This is a genomic window from Paenibacillus sp. PvR098 (assembly GCF_017833255.1).
GTDB lineage: Bacteria > Bacillota > Bacilli > Paenibacillales > NBRC-103111 > Paenibacillus_G.
Map to the genome: position 1 here is coordinate 942,500 of NZ_JAFIBU010000001.1, position 15,190 is coordinate 957,689.

Annotated in this window: 15 protein-coding genes; 5 read left to right on the forward strand and 10 right to left on the reverse strand. The window is 48.6% G+C overall.

What is annotated here, in order from left to right; all coding sequences use genetic code 11:
* Positions 1-54: 54 nt before the first annotated feature.
* From prpB to JOE45_RS04660, 3 genes are read right to left on the reverse strand one after another with little or no spacing between them, the layout of a single operon-like run.
* Entirely contained in the window at positions 55-945 is an 891-nt protein-coding gene (gene prpB / locus JOE45_RS04650) for a methylisocitrate lyase (RefSeq protein WP_210021301.1), read from the reverse strand.
* Positions 946-958: 13 nt separating this feature from the next.
* Positions 959-2,356, reverse strand: coding sequence for an MmgE/PrpD family protein (locus tag JOE45_RS04655; protein ID WP_210021300.1), 1,398 nt, complete (start codon positions 2,354-2,356; stop codon positions 959-961).
* A 33-nt stretch (positions 2,357-2,389) separates the two neighbouring features.
* The gene (locus tag JOE45_RS04660; protein ID WP_348632584.1) at positions 2,390-3,562 is read right to left on the reverse strand and encodes a PrpF domain-containing protein; all 1,173 of its coding nucleotides are present in this window, start codon (positions 3,560-3,562) and stop codon (positions 2,390-2,392) included.
* Positions 3,563-3,977: 415 nt separating this feature from the next.
* Here JOE45_RS04660 and JOE45_RS04665 point away from each other — a divergent pair, with 415 nt between their 5' ends.
* A complete protein-coding gene (locus tag JOE45_RS04665; protein WP_210021299.1) occupies positions 3,978-4,577 on the forward strand; it encodes a YitT family protein in 600 nt (199 codons plus the stop codon).
* A gap of 88 nt (positions 4,578-4,665) precedes the next feature.
* Here the strand turns inward: JOE45_RS04665 and JOE45_RS04670 are convergent, their stop codons facing one another.
* Complete coding sequence (locus JOE45_RS04670; RefSeq protein WP_210021298.1) at positions 4,666-5,265, reverse strand: biotin transporter BioY; 600 nt, start codon at positions 5,263-5,265, stop codon at positions 4,666-4,668.
* Positions 5,266-5,382: 117 nt separating this feature from the next.
* Here JOE45_RS04670 and JOE45_RS04675 point away from each other — a divergent pair, with 117 nt between their 5' ends.
* From JOE45_RS04675 to JOE45_RS04685, 3 genes are read left to right on the forward strand one after another with little or no spacing between them, the layout of a single operon-like run.
* Complete coding sequence (locus JOE45_RS04675) at positions 5,383-6,216, forward strand: energy-coupling factor ABC transporter ATP-binding protein (protein ID WP_210021297.1); 834 nt, start codon at positions 5,383-5,385, stop codon at positions 6,214-6,216.
* Positions 6,207-7,901 carry an ATP-binding cassette domain-containing protein gene (locus JOE45_RS04680; RefSeq protein ID WP_210021296.1) on the forward strand — a complete coding sequence of 565 codons (1,695 nt, stop codon included), beginning with the start codon at positions 6,207-6,209 and terminating at the stop codon, positions 7,899-7,901. The genes JOE45_RS04675 and JOE45_RS04680 overlap by 10 nt, the downstream gene beginning before the upstream one ends.
* Before the next feature lie 12 nt (positions 7,902-7,913).
* Entirely contained in the window at positions 7,914-8,351 is a 438-nt protein-coding gene (locus JOE45_RS04685) for a DUF1284 domain-containing protein (RefSeq protein WP_210021295.1), read from the forward strand.
* 61 nt (positions 8,352-8,412) lie between these two features.
* Here JOE45_RS04685 and JOE45_RS04690 read toward each other — a convergent pair whose 3' ends face one another.
* A complete protein-coding gene (locus tag JOE45_RS04690) occupies positions 8,413-9,513 on the reverse strand; it encodes an LLM class flavin-dependent oxidoreductase (protein WP_210021294.1) in 1,101 nt (366 codons plus the stop codon).
* 186 nt (positions 9,514-9,699) lie between these two features.
* Positions 9,700-9,927 (reverse strand): group-specific protein, encoded by a 228-nt coding sequence (locus JOE45_RS04695; RefSeq protein WP_210021293.1) that lies wholly within the window; start codon positions 9,925-9,927, stop codon positions 9,700-9,702.
* A 202-nt stretch (positions 9,928-10,129) separates the two neighbouring features.
* Between JOE45_RS04695 and JOE45_RS04700 the strand changes: the two genes are divergently transcribed.
* A complete protein-coding gene (locus JOE45_RS04700) occupies positions 10,130-10,441 on the forward strand; it encodes a hypothetical protein (protein ID WP_210021292.1) in 312 nt (103 codons plus the stop codon).
* Positions 10,442-10,513: 72 nt separating this feature from the next.
* On the opposite strand, the gene JOE45_RS04705 is transcribed toward JOE45_RS04700, so the two are convergent.
* The 4 genes from JOE45_RS04705 to JOE45_RS04720 form a co-directional block, all read right to left on the reverse strand.
* Positions 10,514-12,376, reverse strand: coding sequence for an FAD-dependent oxidoreductase (locus JOE45_RS04705; RefSeq protein WP_210021291.1), 1,863 nt, complete (start codon positions 12,374-12,376; stop codon positions 10,514-10,516).
* A gap of 198 nt (positions 12,377-12,574) precedes the next feature.
* Positions 12,575-13,543, reverse strand: a complete 969-nt coding sequence (locus tag JOE45_RS04710) for a ring-cleaving dioxygenase (RefSeq protein ID WP_210021290.1) — start codon at positions 13,541-13,543, stop codon at positions 12,575-12,577.
* A gap of 14 nt (positions 13,544-13,557) precedes the next feature.
* Entirely contained in the window at positions 13,558-14,001 is a 444-nt protein-coding gene (locus tag JOE45_RS04715; RefSeq protein ID WP_210021289.1) for a MarR family winged helix-turn-helix transcriptional regulator, read from the reverse strand.
* A 141-nt stretch (positions 14,002-14,142) separates the two neighbouring features.
* Positions 14,143-15,126, reverse strand: a complete 984-nt coding sequence (locus JOE45_RS04720; RefSeq protein WP_210021288.1) for an aldo/keto reductase — start codon at positions 15,124-15,126, stop codon at positions 14,143-14,145.
* Positions 15,127-15,190: the final 64 nt, after the last annotated feature.

Here is a 15,190-nt window from a genome sequence, read left to right on the forward strand (position 1 = left end):
TTCTAAAATGTATAAAAGTGCGCAAGGCACAATTACCTGGAGTTGGCGTTCGGATTACAATACGGTCTTTGCAATACGGTTATCCAATTCCTCATACGAAAAATATCCGATAGTCTCATACAACTGTTTGCGTGTCTGCATCGCTTGAACATACTCTGCCTGTGTGCCCGTTTGCTGAATGGCACGGAATACCTCCTGGATGGCATGCGCAGCGATCCGCAAGGCGGTCACGGGATAGATGACCATTTTGTATCCCCACTGCTCGAATTGCCGTGCCGTATAATATGGTGTTCTTCCAAACTCGGTCATATTCGCAAGGAGAGGCACATTCGTTTCTTGTGCAAAGCGTCTAAATTCCTCCTCGGTTTCCAATGCTTCTGGGAAGACCATATCGGCTCCGGCCGCTTGATAAGCATGCGCGCGCTCGATAGCCGCTTCTATCCCTTCCACACCTTTGGCATCTGTTCTTGCAATAATGACCAGGGAGGATGCTTCGCGTGCGGCTTGTATTTTTTGCACCATTTCCTCTGTTGAAATCAGCTTCTTTCCATTTAAATGACCACATTTTTTCGGTAAATCCTGATCCTCGATTTGAACGGCTGCAGCGCCCGCTTCTTCCAGCTCCATGACCGCCCGGGTGACGTTCAACACACTTCCGAATCCTGTATCGGCATCCACGACAAGCGGCAGGCCGGTTGCGCGGACAATTTCTCTGGTGCGCTGGGTCAATTCCGTCAGCGTAATGAGCCCCAAATCCGGATAGCCCATGCTTGCCGTTAATGCAGCGCCTGACAAATACATCGCCTGAAACCCTTCCTGTTTAGCGAGTAAACCCGTAAGCGGATCGTACGTACCCGGGGTTTTGATGATCGACTGATTCTGCTCCAGTAACTGTCTGAGCTTCTGTATCGGTTGCTCCTCTTTATCTCTGACTAACCAGGTCACGCTATCCCTCTTTTCACTTATTTGTTTTACCTGCCAATACCAGCGAAGTCATGAGCTCCGGATAAGTCCTTACTTTATCTAACTCCCATAGAAGTTTTAAAACCGATTGCTGCTGATTTTCCTCTAAAATATTTGTTGTAATTGTAATGAATTTTTCATTCAATTGCTGGTCGGACATCGGCTTGCCTACATGGCCAATCGGATATTTGATTTTTGTCCGGAGAACATTACCGTTTTTAAATTCTATGGTAAGCACCGTAGGATTACCATCCGGATATTCGGCAGTCAATTCCTCGCTGGCGGTCACCGTAACCAGGGTTTGAATCCTGCTGAGGGTCTCCGGGCTGCTAATGCGCTCAGGAGCAAACGTATCCAGATCGATCCTGCCGTCTTCAAGGGCAGCCATGACAATGTAAGGCAGAGAGTGGTCTGCCGTTTCTCTCGTCTTGGGCGACCATTTTTCCTCATCCTTGGCTAAAACATCATAGGCCAGCTGGAAGGTTTCAACCTTAATGCGGGCAATATCGTCCAGATCACGGAACTGGCTGCGCAATTCCAGAGCGGCTTCGATAGCCACCTGTGTCATATATTCCACAGCCCAATTTTTAATGTACGTGTTCAAAATTCTTTGTGGTTGATCCACCGCCCTGATCTGCTCAGCTACCCGCTCCATATCCATTTTGTCTTTCAACAGCAGTGCATTGAAGCCCATCGAACCGGAAAAAGGCTGATAAGGTCCCTTCATTCCGCTCTCGGCCAGCTTGATGGCCACAATAGCATTTCGTGCAGCGTTCGCAGCGGCAGCCCCTTTCCACATCGATATTTCTCCGTTACGTGTTTGTCTTGCAGCGGCATGGGGAACAACGGCTAATGCGAGCGCCTGCTCCGTTTGCTCTTCAGATAATCCAAGCAAATGAGCTCCCCCTACAACAGTTGTTACAGTGATGTAATTGACATGATCCCAGCCGTTCGCCTTTAAGCTGGCTGCGTCACACAGAATGACACCGACTTCATATGCCAAAGCAATGGCTGAAACCAGTCGGGTCGGGGCAATGGACCGCTCCTCCGCTAGTGCGAGCAGAGGCGCGATCACATCACTTGGATGCTGAGGCTCCAACGATAAGTAAGTGTCGTTAAAGTCTAAGCTTCTAATGGCCGTGCCGTTAGCAAATCCTGCAATTTCGCTGGGTACTTTAACCAGAGAGCCAATGAGAGTTGAACCGTTATCTGAATGATACACTTCGGCAAATTTACGGCTAATTTCGGAAACATCCTCCCCGTATCCCGCAAACAAACAAGCAATCGAATCTATGAAGCGGCGTTTCACTTCATGAATGACCTCGTGTGACAATCGGCTGTGATCGATTCTGCGGGCGAGCTTGGATAATTCCTTGGATAAAAGATCAGACATCTGCATCCTCCTATGATTTATTCTTAACATCAGCTACGTATGAGTAAGAGAAGGTACATATAATTGGCCGGTCATGATTCTTCTTGCCGTACGCTCTAACCCCACAGATTCCACATCCATTAAATCCGGTGTTAAGACGACTCTGATTTCAGCGATTCCGTCCGCATGGCCGATTCGGATCTTTATTACCTTGCCTGGATTGATATGATCCTGCAGCTCCTTACCTGCCACAAGATTTGGGATCGTCCCCTGCAGCAAAACCGCTGCCGCTAAATTCAACAGACCGCTTACTGCGAAGGTTTTATGAAACTTCCCCATGGAAAGCATACGGGCAACCACATCGACTTCCGACTTGGAAATGATCCGACCGGATGTGGTGACATAGTCCTGCGGTTTACCCACGATCGCAATTTTCGGTATAGCCGGACATTCCTTCCTTGCTTGCTCCAAGGTTAGTGCCAATCGCGCGTCTATACACGCTTGATCGCGAATATGATTTAATTGGTCAATAAGCACCGTATTCGCGGACAGCTCTTGAATTCCTTCAGTTCCGGATAATCCCAGTTTATCCGCTGAAATATAAACAAAGGGGTTCACTATATCTACAAGTGACGCGGTATCAGAATAACCCCCCGCCTGTATCGTATGGCAGCTGCCTAAAGGCAGGGTCGTCCCGGTCTTACCTCCTCCGGGCTGCATAATATCAACCGTAATCTTCGCTCCTGGATTCGTCACGCCCGGCATGGCAAAATCTCCTTTGACTTTAGCCGCTCCGTCCTGCACCGGAACTTTAATTTGTAAATGTTTATTAATATTCGTATTGTAGACATGGACCGTTACCCGATCCAAATCTTCCGCAGGATTGACAAGATGCTCATCTATGGCAAAAGCTCCTACTGCCGCCATCAAGTTTCCGCAGGTTCCCTTATCGTCGAGCACATAGCCCTTCGTTCCTGCCTGGACGAACGTATAGTTCACATGAGCGCCTGGTTGATCCGATGGAGAAATAATGACAATCTTACTTGTATGAGAGCTGCCTCCACCAAGACCATTTACTTGTGTTTCATCGGGGGCTCCGATTCCAGTCAAAAAAATATGCGCTTTTAATTCCTCGTCATCCGGAAGATCCTTTTGATGAAAAAACAATCCCCGGCTCGTTCCGCCACGGTATACTGCACAAGGAACATGTAGCTGTTCTATACGAATTCCTCCCTATATATAATATTGTATACAATTTTGTATACGGTTATTGTAAGCGCTTCTAAATTATTCGTCAACAACTATTTCCAATTGATTTCCGTTTGCCTTTTAGATGACACATAGGACAAAGTGACTCGAGCATATGCTCTGAAATAACCTATGATGGGGTGATCTTATGAGCAAAGAATCAATGACACTGGAACAGTTCATGGATAGACCGCGAAAACAAAACCGACCTCGCCGATCTGTATTGCTGATCAGGATTCCAGGCGGCAAAAAAACGGCTCGCATCATCCGATATATTTTCAACAACAAAAAAGCTTAGTCGGACCGGTTCGCGGCATCTGACTAAGCTTTTTCCACAAACTTGAATCGTAATATGCTACAATAGCACATAAAACAAATTACGGATGGTGTATCTATGCGCTATGTGCTATTATTCGCAGCAATCCTTCTATATGCCATTGGAAATCTGCTCTTTGCCGTTCCTAACCACATTATGAACGGTGGGATTACAGGTTTAAGCCAAATATCCTACTATATCTTTAAGACGAATATCGGATTAAGTCTCTTGCTATTCAATTTACCACTTTTCATTTTCGCCTTTTTTAAATATCGCCATTTATTTTTCAAATCGGTGGTAAGCATGATCGTATTTTCCTTAGCCGTTGGATTACTGCAGGATTATATCATCCCTTTTGGCGTCCAGAATATCTGGATCGGCAGTATCATTGGCGGGTTTTGGATGGGAGTTTCCTTAGGTATCCTCGCCAAATTGAACGCCAGTTTAGGCGGTGGTTCTTTGCTCGGCAAGATGATCCATTTGCGTTACGGAATCTCTCTTAGCAAATCCATATTTGTCATCGATTCCTCGGTATATCCGCTGAGTCTTTTCATCATCGGAGGAACAGAGACCTTGTTTTCATTGATTCTTACTGCATTTAGCGCTTTTGGCGTCTACGTGGTCGGCTTGTTATCTGATAAGATACCCGCTAAGGACAACAAGCCCTCTTTTCAATAAGATGGTTTTATGGAGAGTGGTTTAAGGAGCTTGCATCGGTCTTATTCAAGAACATAGGAAAAGCTGCCCAAGTCAGGCAGCTTTGTTCTTATTTCCATGTGGTCTGGCGAACGGCGTAATGTCCATGTCCGGTCAACCGGGCTTGAGGGAATACCTGACGCAAAGAAACGGTGATGATAGCGGCCGCTATGGCTTTGATGATGTCCCCCGGAATATACGGATAAAAACCGGCTGCCAGAGCTTTGGACATCGAGAAGCCTGCCACATGGGCAAGCCATGGAACCCCGGACACATATAAGAGCAAAGAACCGAAGCATGCCATGATCAGAAAAATGAGCACGTAACCGACCCACCCGTTGCTGCGCACTTTGTTCACCAAGAGCCCGATGAGGAGCGCTGCAATCGGCCACATGACCACGTAGCCGCCGGTAGGGCCAAGAATTGCCGGTATGCCGCCCTTACCTTGAAGCAATGGAAAGCCGAGTGCAGTCAACACAACAATCATCATCATGCTGAAGAACCCGTAACGCGCCCCAAGCAGCCCTCCAGCCAGCATGACAGCCAGCGTTTGCAGCGTGATCGGAACCGGGGTAAAGCCGAGCGGAATGCTCACATAACCGAAAACAACGACCAGTGCAGCGAATAAGGAGCTAAATGCAACGCCTCTTAAGGTTAACGTTTTTGCCAATTGTATTACTTCCCTTCCTTATGATACAGTAATATTTAATTTGATTGTCAACTAAATATTCATATGTTAGGTTAACATTCCGCATTATAGCATGCCAAAAAAGGAAATGATAGAGCAATGATATATATTACTCCATCTGTTCTCAAGCTTGAGCAAGTAACCGTCCATTATATGGGAGACCTATCTAGACTGCCAGCCCTGCAGCAGGTCTCCTTGGAGCTGCCTAAAGGCTCGTGGACTGCCGTGGTCGGTGATAACGGGAGCGGTAAAAGCACACTTTCCAAAGTTCTTGCGGGGCTTAGTCCGGTGTCAGAAGGCCAACGGATCGTCACCGAGGGTCATACGGTGCATATGGTGCTGCAAAATCCGGAAACACAAATCCTTGGTGAAACCATATATGAGGAAATCGATTTAAGCATGCCGGAATCCTATGATCGATCTCAAGAGGATAAGGAAGCCCACATGCTGGACCTACTGAACGAGGTCCGTTTATCAGCACCGCTTGATGCTCCGGTCCAACCACTCTCTGGCGGACAAAAGCAGCTTTTGAACATGGCGTGCTGCTTGGCCGCTGGGGCTGACTCCATCCTTTTCGACGAAGCCACCTCAATGCTCGATCCAAGCTCCCGCAAGGCCGTACTGGAGACAACCGCCAAGCTCCATAGATCGGGTCATACGATCGTCTGGGTAACTCACCGGATGGAGGAGCTGTGCTATGCCGAGAGGGTTTTACTGCTTGATCAAGGACGTGTCGCTTTCGACGGAACGAGCGAGCTGTTTTTTTACGGCGAGGGCCATCCCGACCTACCGAGCCCTTGCGAGCAATTTGGGTTCGACCCGCCGGATGTCGTTCGAGTCGTCCGCGCCCTGCTTAAACTCGGGCATGAGCTGCCTATCCGGCCCTTATTCCCCCAACAATTAAGTCAGGCCGTGAGGTCATTATGCCAATAAACGTAAGCGGGCTGACGGTATATGCGGACCACCGACGCTCCCGCACGATTTTGAACAACATCCATTGCTCGATACAAGACAGGACGCTTACGCTAGTGATAGGCAAGGCCGGCTCAGGTAAAACAACTCTTCTCCGCACGCTGGCCGGCTTGTCGGAGATTGGCGAAGGCAATGTATATTACGATGACCTCCCTTTATGGAAGAAGGGAAAGGTTGACCCATCGCTTTTGCTTCGTAATGCCCTCGCTTTCCAGTTCCCCGAGCATCAGTTGTTTGCTCGTACGGTCCAGGGAGAGTTTGACTACTCGCTCAGAGCGTACCGCCTACCCAAACCGGAAAAGCTTCGACGCATCGCCGCCGCAATGGATGGTCAACGTCTCCCGACATCCTATCTTGCCCTCTCCCCTTTTACACTTAGCGGAGGACAAAAGCGGCGGGTTGCTCTGGCTTCGATTATGGCGGCAGAGGCACCCTGGCTGCTGCTCGACGAGCCTTCAGCCGGCTTAGACAGCAAATCGGTGGCCCGGCTGAAGGAAGAGCTTGCCGAGTGGAAGCAGCAACGCGGTGTCGTACTCGTGACTCACGATTTGGACACGTTTCTACCGATCGCGGATAAGGTGCTCATCATGGAGCATGGGCAAGTAGTAGCCGGTCTGACTCCCGAGGAACTCGCCATGAACCCGCATTTGTTGGTACAAGCCGGGATTGGCCTCACCGGAGTCATGGAGCTCTCGGAATCGCTACGCGAAGCAGGTCTTCTCGTTCCGGCAGGCGCATTCACACCCGAGCAAATAGCGGGAATACTGGCGAGCCACATGAGTACGTCACAGCAGCTTGGAGAAACTCAACGGCAAAACACCCAGCCAATAAGGTATGAACCGCCTGCTCAGCCGCAGCGCCAAGCTTCCGACTCACTGAGGAGAAGCTTTGTGTACGGTATGGATGCCAAGCTCAAATGGCTCATTTATATGCTGATTTCCGTAGGGATCGTTATTCAGACACGGTGGGAAGGCTTATGGGTTGCCCTGCTGTTTGCAGCGGGATGCACAGCCTTCTTGCTTCCAGAGGATCGGCGGAAGCTGAAGCGTTTAGCCTATCCACTTCTATTTTTCATGGCGGTTGCAGCCTTCATATCTGGCGTTCAAATCAGCTTCGCGCAAGGTATCGAATGGACTAATCGATTTGATTTTTCCTACACGTTCGCCTTGGAGACATTGCGGAGATTAACAACATTCTTTGAAATTACTTTAATTGGCCTTGTGTTCACCCTGTCTACCAGCACTTCCAGCATGAAGCAAGGGCTTGAGATCGCACTCCGTCCGCTGAAGCGCTTGAAGGTCCCGACTGAGATGTTGGCATTAGCCGCTTCTCTGATGCTGCGCTTCATCCCTCTAATTCTTGAAGAAACAGAGCGTTTTGCCATGATCGCAAAAGCGCGGGGCAAGCGGATGGCCAGACGTGGACAAATCTCTATGGCAGATATCCCCGTTTTTGTCATTCCGCTGCTTATCGCGTTATTTCAAGCGGTAGAGGAACTTATTTTGGCAATGGAGCTGAAGGGATACATGACCAAATCTCCGCAACCGCTGCCCAGACTTAATTCCGAAGAACGGACCAGTAAGCTGGCTCTGCTCATTTGCATCATCTTTGTCATCATACTTATAGGTATTCGCGTATACGTCTGAAAAGGAGGGCCCATGAGCATTCAACTGCGTGGACATCATTTACTTTGCTTATTAGGATTTCGGGGAATGGGCTATTCTCCTGAATTCGCCATCAATATGACGGCCGTATACGAGCAGCTTCGAAATAACCCGGCAACCATGGTGACGCTCGTTCGCGGAGCCGATGATCTTTGCAGCTGTTATCCGCTGGACAAGCCCAATCACTGTGATACGAAAAGTGTGCACGATCGGGATGACACGGTGTTGGCGCGGCTCGGATTAATGTCAGGTACCTCCATCTCGTGGCAGGAAATACTGCAGCTTCTGGAAAAGCATATGGTGCCTGGAGATATTCCACTAATATGCGGTTCCTGCCCGTGGCAGCCGTACGGGGTTTGTGAGGAAGGCGTCGCACGTGTATCTGCGGGCAAAGGGTTGTCGCCACTCCCCATCGGCCACAACAATCCATAAAACTCAAATATCAATAAATAAAGGGAGGGATCACATTGAAGTGACCTCTCCCTTTGTTCACCTAGCTATCTTTGCGAGCTCCTGCTGTCCGACGGCTAATCTCACGCCGAACCGCCGGAGCGACTTCCGTGGCCAAAAGCTCGATTGCTGTAGCGACTCTGGAGAAGGGCTGCCCGCCGATATCCATCTGGGCAACGAAACGGTGGTGTCCGAACATCTCATACTGATATAGGATCTTCTCAACGATTTGCTCTGGACTGCCGACGGCCAGACCTTCTTCAGGACGAACGAATGGCTCGAATTCGGTTCGGGATAATCTAAAATTACGTCCTCTCTCGCGCATGAGGGGTCCCCAATAATTTAGATAGTAGGGGTAAAACTCATCCAATGCCTGCCGGGATGTCTTCGCTATATATCCGTGACTGTTGACGGACACCTTGAGGCCAGCTGGGTGATGTCCTGCTTCCATGTATGCTTGCTTATAAATCTCGACCCGTGGTTTGTAAAAGGACGGATCTCCGCTGAGCAGCGCCATCGCCATACCTTTCCCCAGCCTGCCGGCCCGTACCGCACTCTCCATGGTGCCCCCTACCCCGATCCAGATCGGCAACGGATCCTGGATGGGGCGCGGTGCAATTTCCGCATCATGTAAGGCCGGACGGAATCGGCCATTCCAAGTTATACGTTCCTTCTCACTCAGTTCAAGCAAGAGCCCAATTTTCTCCTTGAACAGCTCTTCATAATCGTCCAGTTTGTATCCAAATAGCGGGAAAGACTCAACGAATGCACCGCGTCCGGCGATGATTTCGGACCGGCCGTTGGAGATCAAATCCAAGGTCGCGAAATCTTCGAACACCTGCACGGGATCAGAGGTGCTAAGTACCGTCGTAGCGCTTGTCAACCGAATGCGCTTAGTAACCTGGGCGATGGCCGCTAAAACAACCGGTGTGGAAGAGGCCGCAAAATCCAACCGGTGATGCTCACCGAAGCCGAAGACATCCAAACCCGCCTCATCGGCAAGCTTAGCCGCCGCCACGATTTCTTCCAGACGCTGCCGGGCGCTGATGGTCTGACCTGTTTGAGGATCAGCAAACAAATCCCCGAAAGTGTAAATGCCGAACTCAAAGTCCGGCCCATGCTCTTTTTTTATTTCCTCACTCATATGGACCCACCTCTCGTATGAATCAAACTCGTATCCAATGCTATTTGTCTATTATGACTCTTTTCGGTAAATTTAGGAAGTATGTATTAAAAAGTAAGTAATATATTCTATGTTTTTATTGTGTCGTTATATGTGTAAGTGGTCATGAAAAAGACGAGGGCCAATGATCCACCCTCATCCTTTCAGTTAGCCTATAAGCTGCAGCAATTTTTTATTTCTCTCTTCTCGCTCTTCATAAGACGCTAGATCATATTTTTTCAGAAGGTGAAACAGCTCGTTTAATGTTTGTTGTGAGTGCTGGCTTTCTAGAAAACGATGCAGCTCTTTACCCATCGGCTCCGGCAAAAAATCTTGTTGACTATCCAGTTTTTGAATCACATCTTCTTGAGAATGATCGATATTGCAGTTCCCCATTAAAATCACCTCTTGTAATGTAAATTATCAAGCGAAGTTTAAGTACATCCTGATCTCTTAACAACCAGACTGTTATGGTTATCCCATTCTATTTTACTGTGAAAGCTTCGGCTTGAACATAAAAATTATTGTTAAACAAGTCTGGTATACTATATCATGGTGAAAATAAGGATGACACATACCCATTATAGGAGGTTACCAGATGAATGCGAAGGTTGAACAGGCACTAAACATAACAATAAGAAACTGGAACTCCATGTCGGGCTCCAATAACGATGAAGCAGAATCGACTGCGAATGAATTTGAATCTTCTTTTTATTTGTTTATTGATACGGTACGTGAGTGGGCCGATGGGTTAAATCCACGACCGCAAACCCTCGAGGAATTCTTAGAGCAGCCTATGATTCAGGATATTCTCGATTTGCTACCAACGCCGCTTCATTTGAATTTTGAAACCGAAGCGGAACTCATTGTTGATAATAAAAGCAGAATTGATGATGCCAAGTATGATTAGAAGAGCAGGCTAAGGGCGGCCGGACAACAGTATCCGACCACCCTATTCACTTGATGCGATTCTTGTCCCCTGTTATTTATGAGCCGTCACTTCGTGCTCTGCTTCACTCCATGTCCAGAGGTACCCGAGTGCCTCCGCCACCGCTCTCCATTCCACCAACACAAAATTATTCAACACATACACAGGAGGTGATTCCACGGATCTCGCTTCCCCTTGAACCCTGTACGTTAATCTTTTGTTCTCCCCGTCGTATCGCACATCCTGCGCACCCAGCAGAGACATTGTTTGCCCAAGCGGAACCCACGGCATCCCTTGGATCATGACTGGCTTAATGCCTTGAAAATGCATTTGCTGACCATCCACCCGTAAACGGATAAAAGGCAAATGCCTCGCTACGGTTTTCCCCGGTAAAAGCGTAACGAGGCCTCGATCCAGATCAGCCTTTTCCTGCTCGGACAGGTACTCGACTTTGTTAGTAGACTCCTGAGGGTGCAGCTTTATGTGATAGGTATTATCCATGTAGTAATGCAACCACTGCATCTCTTCCCTGCTCACCGTTTTGAGGCTCCGCCCCTGCAATTGCGCCATCAGCACGCCGATCGCCTCGGCCGCCAACGCACCGTTCGGTTGTATACGAGCACTTCCGTAAGCGACCGCCGACGCTCCTACCAATTTTCCTGCCGTTATAACGTTGTCATAGTCTTTTAATAAATAACTACGAAGTGGAATGCCGTACTTATCCGGCTTCCCCACAGCGAGGCCCTCCCTGTTCGAGCGCGAACCCTGAATGTCAAGGAAATATCCGCCGATACTGACGTTATCCCAGAACATCCTGCCGCTCATCATATCGGTCGCCTGCATGACATATTCAGTCGGGTAATGGTTGTACTCCCTCACATATAAATAGTTCGGCTCCCCATTGAGCTCAAGACCTTCAAAACCGATGATTTGCTTACGCAAGTGGTCTCGGATGGACGATATCTCCTCTTTGGCGATGCGCTTCCCTCTCTCTATCGTATCCGTCCGGCTGGGATCTACCCCGTACACCTGCAAAGCATTGATAACGATTTCTCCCTCACCTTGATGGATGATATTGAGTCCACGCAAGTTAAGCCATTCCTTGTTTTTTAACTCGTAAGCCGAAACGATCGGAGGAAAACCGTAGGCGAGATTGGAATCGACATACGTTTCGGGTCCGTAACGGTTCACCCGATCCAGCTTATCCATTTCCCAAAAGTGGCTGTAAAATCGATGCCAATTCACGCCCTTGAAACGCATCATAAAGGTGGCGCTCATGTATTCCCGCTCCTGCCCTCCATATAGAGCCTCCAGCCCCGGAAGCGGTTCTATGTTCAGCTTACGAATCAGAGCCGCGTCATCCGAGTTGTCAATGACATAGCGAGGGTACACTGCTCTTTTCATCCCGTGCCGGTTTACATATTGAATAGAAACGATCTTGCCCTTGTCTGCTTGCACATCCTCGATCACAGCATTCTTTTCGATCGGAATCCGGTCAATCAAACGATGAAAATAGTGAGCGAACTGCGTCTTTTTCCGAATAGCTCCAAGTTCATATTGGCGAAACAGTTCCTTCATACCGCCTTGGACCAAGGAGCTGCCCTGATCGTCAAAGGTCCCGTCCAGATAGAACATCTCTCCCTGCAAAAGCTGGCCGCCTAAATGGTTCTTGGTTTCCAATATGAGTACATTAAGCCCTTCCTGCTTCGCTCTTTGAGCCAAATACATCCCCTCCAGCTCCGTGCCGACCACAACGACATCGGTACGGTAGGAGAAATTGGGAGTCAGCATAAAGCTTCCATCGCTATCGCGATGCAATCCGAAATAAGCCAACACATAGGTGATAAATCCCGCAATCCCGAGAAGAATGCTAATTCGCAATACCTTTTTAATCATTCCTGATGCTTTAAAGTTCACGTATACTCACCATTCATTCCGCTATATGAAGATAGGCTGGAGGTTGTTGGTAGTATCTCTTTAAAACATACATGTTATTACAAGTGCGGTCTCATAAGCACGAACCGTCAAGGAAGCTCTTTTCCCGTTCTATCCAAAGGAAGTCCCAAAAGCTTAATAAAGCCTTGGGACTCCCTTTGGGTACCATCTCATTTTATATTAACGCTTAGTTTCCAGCGGCTTCAGGTTCTCTTCAATCGACTTGCGCTGATTCTCCAAGAACGGCGGCAGGGCAAGGGATTCGCCTAAAGACTCGTAAGGTTCATCTGTAGCAAATCCCGGACCATCGGTCGCAAGTTCAAACAAAATACCGTTCGGCTCGCGGAAGTACAAGGAACGGAAATAATATCTTTCCACAAATCCAGAGTTTGGCAATCCTGCTTTGTTCAAGATTTCGATCCAGGACAGAAGCTCCTGCTTGTCTTCCACACGGAAAGCCACATGATGAACGCCCCCTTTGCCTTGACGTCCTACAGGGAGATCGCTGCGCGGCTCAACCTGTACTTCCGCTCCAGACCCTCCTTCTCCCGTTTGCATGATGATGATATCGTCCTGTCCTTCCACAAGTGCGGGAATCCGTTTTTTCTCCGTAAATCCAATAAGACGAAGCGCTGCCAGGGTTGAATCCGGCTTCCTTACGGTAAGCTTCACGGGGCCTAATCCAATGATGCCGAATTCAGCCGGTACCGGGCTTTTATCCCATGGAATACCACCTATCACGCCCACATTTGTCTCATCGGATACAAGCGCTAGCTTTTGGCCTTCAGGATCCTCGAAGAAAATGACATTACGGTCTGCAAATTCGGTAATGGCTGAATGCTTTACGCCATGTTCAGTAAAGCGCTCAATCCAATAACGAAGTGCGGCGTCACTCGGTACACGCAGTGATGTGCCCGAGATGCTGCTTATACCTGGGCTCGTAGGGCCGACCCCTGGAAAATCAAAGAACGTAAGCTCCGTCCCCGGATTCCCTCTCTCGTCTCCATAAAACAAATGATAAGCGGTTGTATCGTCTTGGTTTACCGTTTTCTTGACGAGCCGCATACCGAGTACCTCTGTGTAGAATTTAAAATTTCCCGGAGCGTTTCCTGTCATTGCGGATAAATGATGAATGCCTTTAACGTTCATGCTTAACCATCCTTTCACGATTGCAGTTTTTTTAACAATGCAACCAATTGTTTTTGTTCCGATGAATTCAGTTTGCCGAATTGAGCAGCCTGGAACCGTTCTTGCAGCGGAACCACATCATCAAACAAAGCTTTGCCGGCTTCTGTAAGCGATACGTACTTCGTCTTCCAATCTTGCTCGCGTTCGATCCAGCCAAGCTCCTCCACTTTGTGAATCAATTGGGTAATATTTCCCTTGGTGACAACAAGCTTCTCGGCCAGCTCCTGCTGCGTAATGCGTCCCGCCGCACCAACTTGGGCAAGCACGTCAAACTGTGCTGCTGTCATATTCCATTTTTTCAAGTGATGATTGGTTTCACGGATACTCTGATTATAAAAACGGGACAGCCGGAACCACAACAAAATCCCTCGTCGTTCGTCCTGTTTGGTTAGTGCATTGAGTTCGCTGTTCTCCGACACTCGTATCACCTCTCTTTCTTATCCTTACCCAAACAGTTTAGCTCTAAACTTAACGTTAGTATATAACTAAACTGATGAAATGGCAACATACAAAAAAGAGACACCTGTAAAGATGTCTCCTCTATAAGCAGTGATATACTTTTAATTTAATCCGCCCATGACCGGGTGTGGAACATAAGGCTCTTCCAAGCTCTCAATCTCATCCTGCGTCAGCTTGATCGAAAGAGCGGCGATCGCATCGTCCAAATGATGCTCCTTGGTTGCTCCGATGATAGGTGCCGTGACCGGCTCCTTTTGCAGCACCCATGCGAGCGCAATCCGCGCACGCGGAACGTTCCGCTTCGCCGCAATCTCCGCCACCCGTTCAACGACTTTGCGATCCGCGTCAGCTGTTGTTGCATAGAGCGATTTACCGAACTCGTCCGTTTCCGAACGTGCGCTGGTTTCAACCCAATCCCGTGTCAGTCTTCCCCGCGCAAGCGGACTCCAAGGGATCACACCGATCTTCTCCGACCGGCAAAGAGGCAGCATCTCACGCTCCTCCTCACGGTACAGTAGATTAAGATAGTTTTGCATCGTAACGAAACGTGTCCAACCCTTGCTCTCGGCAATATGAAGGGCTTTGAGGAATTGCCAAGCATACATTGAGGAAGCTCCTATGTAACGTGCTTTGCCGGCCTTCACGACGTCATGAAGCGCCTCAAGCGTCTCTTCGATCGGAGTATGATTATCCCAGCGGTGAATCTGATAGAGATCGACATAATCGGTACCCAGACGTTTAAGGCTCTTATCAATCTCACTCATGATGGACTTACGTGAAAGCCCCGCACCGTTGGGACCGGGCCGCATGCGGCCATGTACCTTGGTCGCTATGACCACTTCGTCTCGCTTGGCGAAGTCCTTCAAGGCTCGTCCGACAATTTCCTCGCTTGTGCCGTCGGAATATACATTCGCCGTATCAAAGAAATTGATCCCAAGCTCCAACGCCTTCTTAATGAACGGCCGACTCTGTTCTTCGTTCAGTGTCCAAGCGTGAGAACCTCTTTCGGGAGTCCCATAACTCATGCAGCCAAGGCAAAGCCTCGAAACGTCCATGCCGGTAGATCCAAGTTTCACATAGTCCATCTTGTTACTCCTTCTCCCTGTCATTTATAGTGTTATAATGGTAAATAATCCCTACCATTTTATC

Excerpts from the sequence above, each read along its gene's own strand:
- JOE45_RS04675 (WP_210021297.1), top strand. The coding sequence starts at position 5,383 with ATGATATATATTACTCCATCTGTTCTCAAGCTTGAGCAAGTAACCGTC.
- JOE45_RS04655 (WP_210021300.1), bottom strand. The coding sequence starts at position 2,356 with ATGTCTGATCTTTTATCCAAGGAATTATCCAAGCTCGCCCGCAGAATC.
- JOE45_RS04720 (WP_210021288.1), bottom strand. The coding sequence starts at position 15,126 with ATGGACTATGTGAAACTTGGATCTACCGGCATGGACGTTTCGAGGCTT.
- JOE45_RS04665 (WP_210021299.1), top strand. The coding sequence starts at position 3,978 with ATGCGCTATGTGCTATTATTCGCAGCAATCCTTCTATATGCCATTGGA.
- JOE45_RS04685 (WP_210021295.1), top strand. The coding sequence starts at position 7,914 with ATGAGCATTCAACTGCGTGGACATCATTTACTTTGCTTATTAGGATTT.
- JOE45_RS04695 (WP_210021293.1), bottom strand. The coding sequence starts at position 9,927 with ATGGGGAACTGCAATATCGATCATTCTCAAGAAGATGTGATTCAAAAA.
- JOE45_RS04680 (WP_210021296.1), top strand. The coding sequence starts at position 6,207 with ATGCCAATAAACGTAAGCGGGCTGACGGTATATGCGGACCACCGACGC.
- JOE45_RS04710 (WP_210021290.1), bottom strand. The coding sequence starts at position 13,543 with ATGAACGTTAAAGGCATTCATCATTTATCCGCAATGACAGGAAACGCT.
- JOE45_RS04700 (WP_210021292.1), top strand. The coding sequence starts at position 10,130 with ATGAATGCGAAGGTTGAACAGGCACTAAACATAACAATAAGAAACTGG.
- JOE45_RS04690 (WP_210021294.1), bottom strand. The coding sequence starts at position 9,513 with ATGAGTGAGGAAATAAAAAAAGAGCATGGGCCGGACTTTGAGTTCGGC.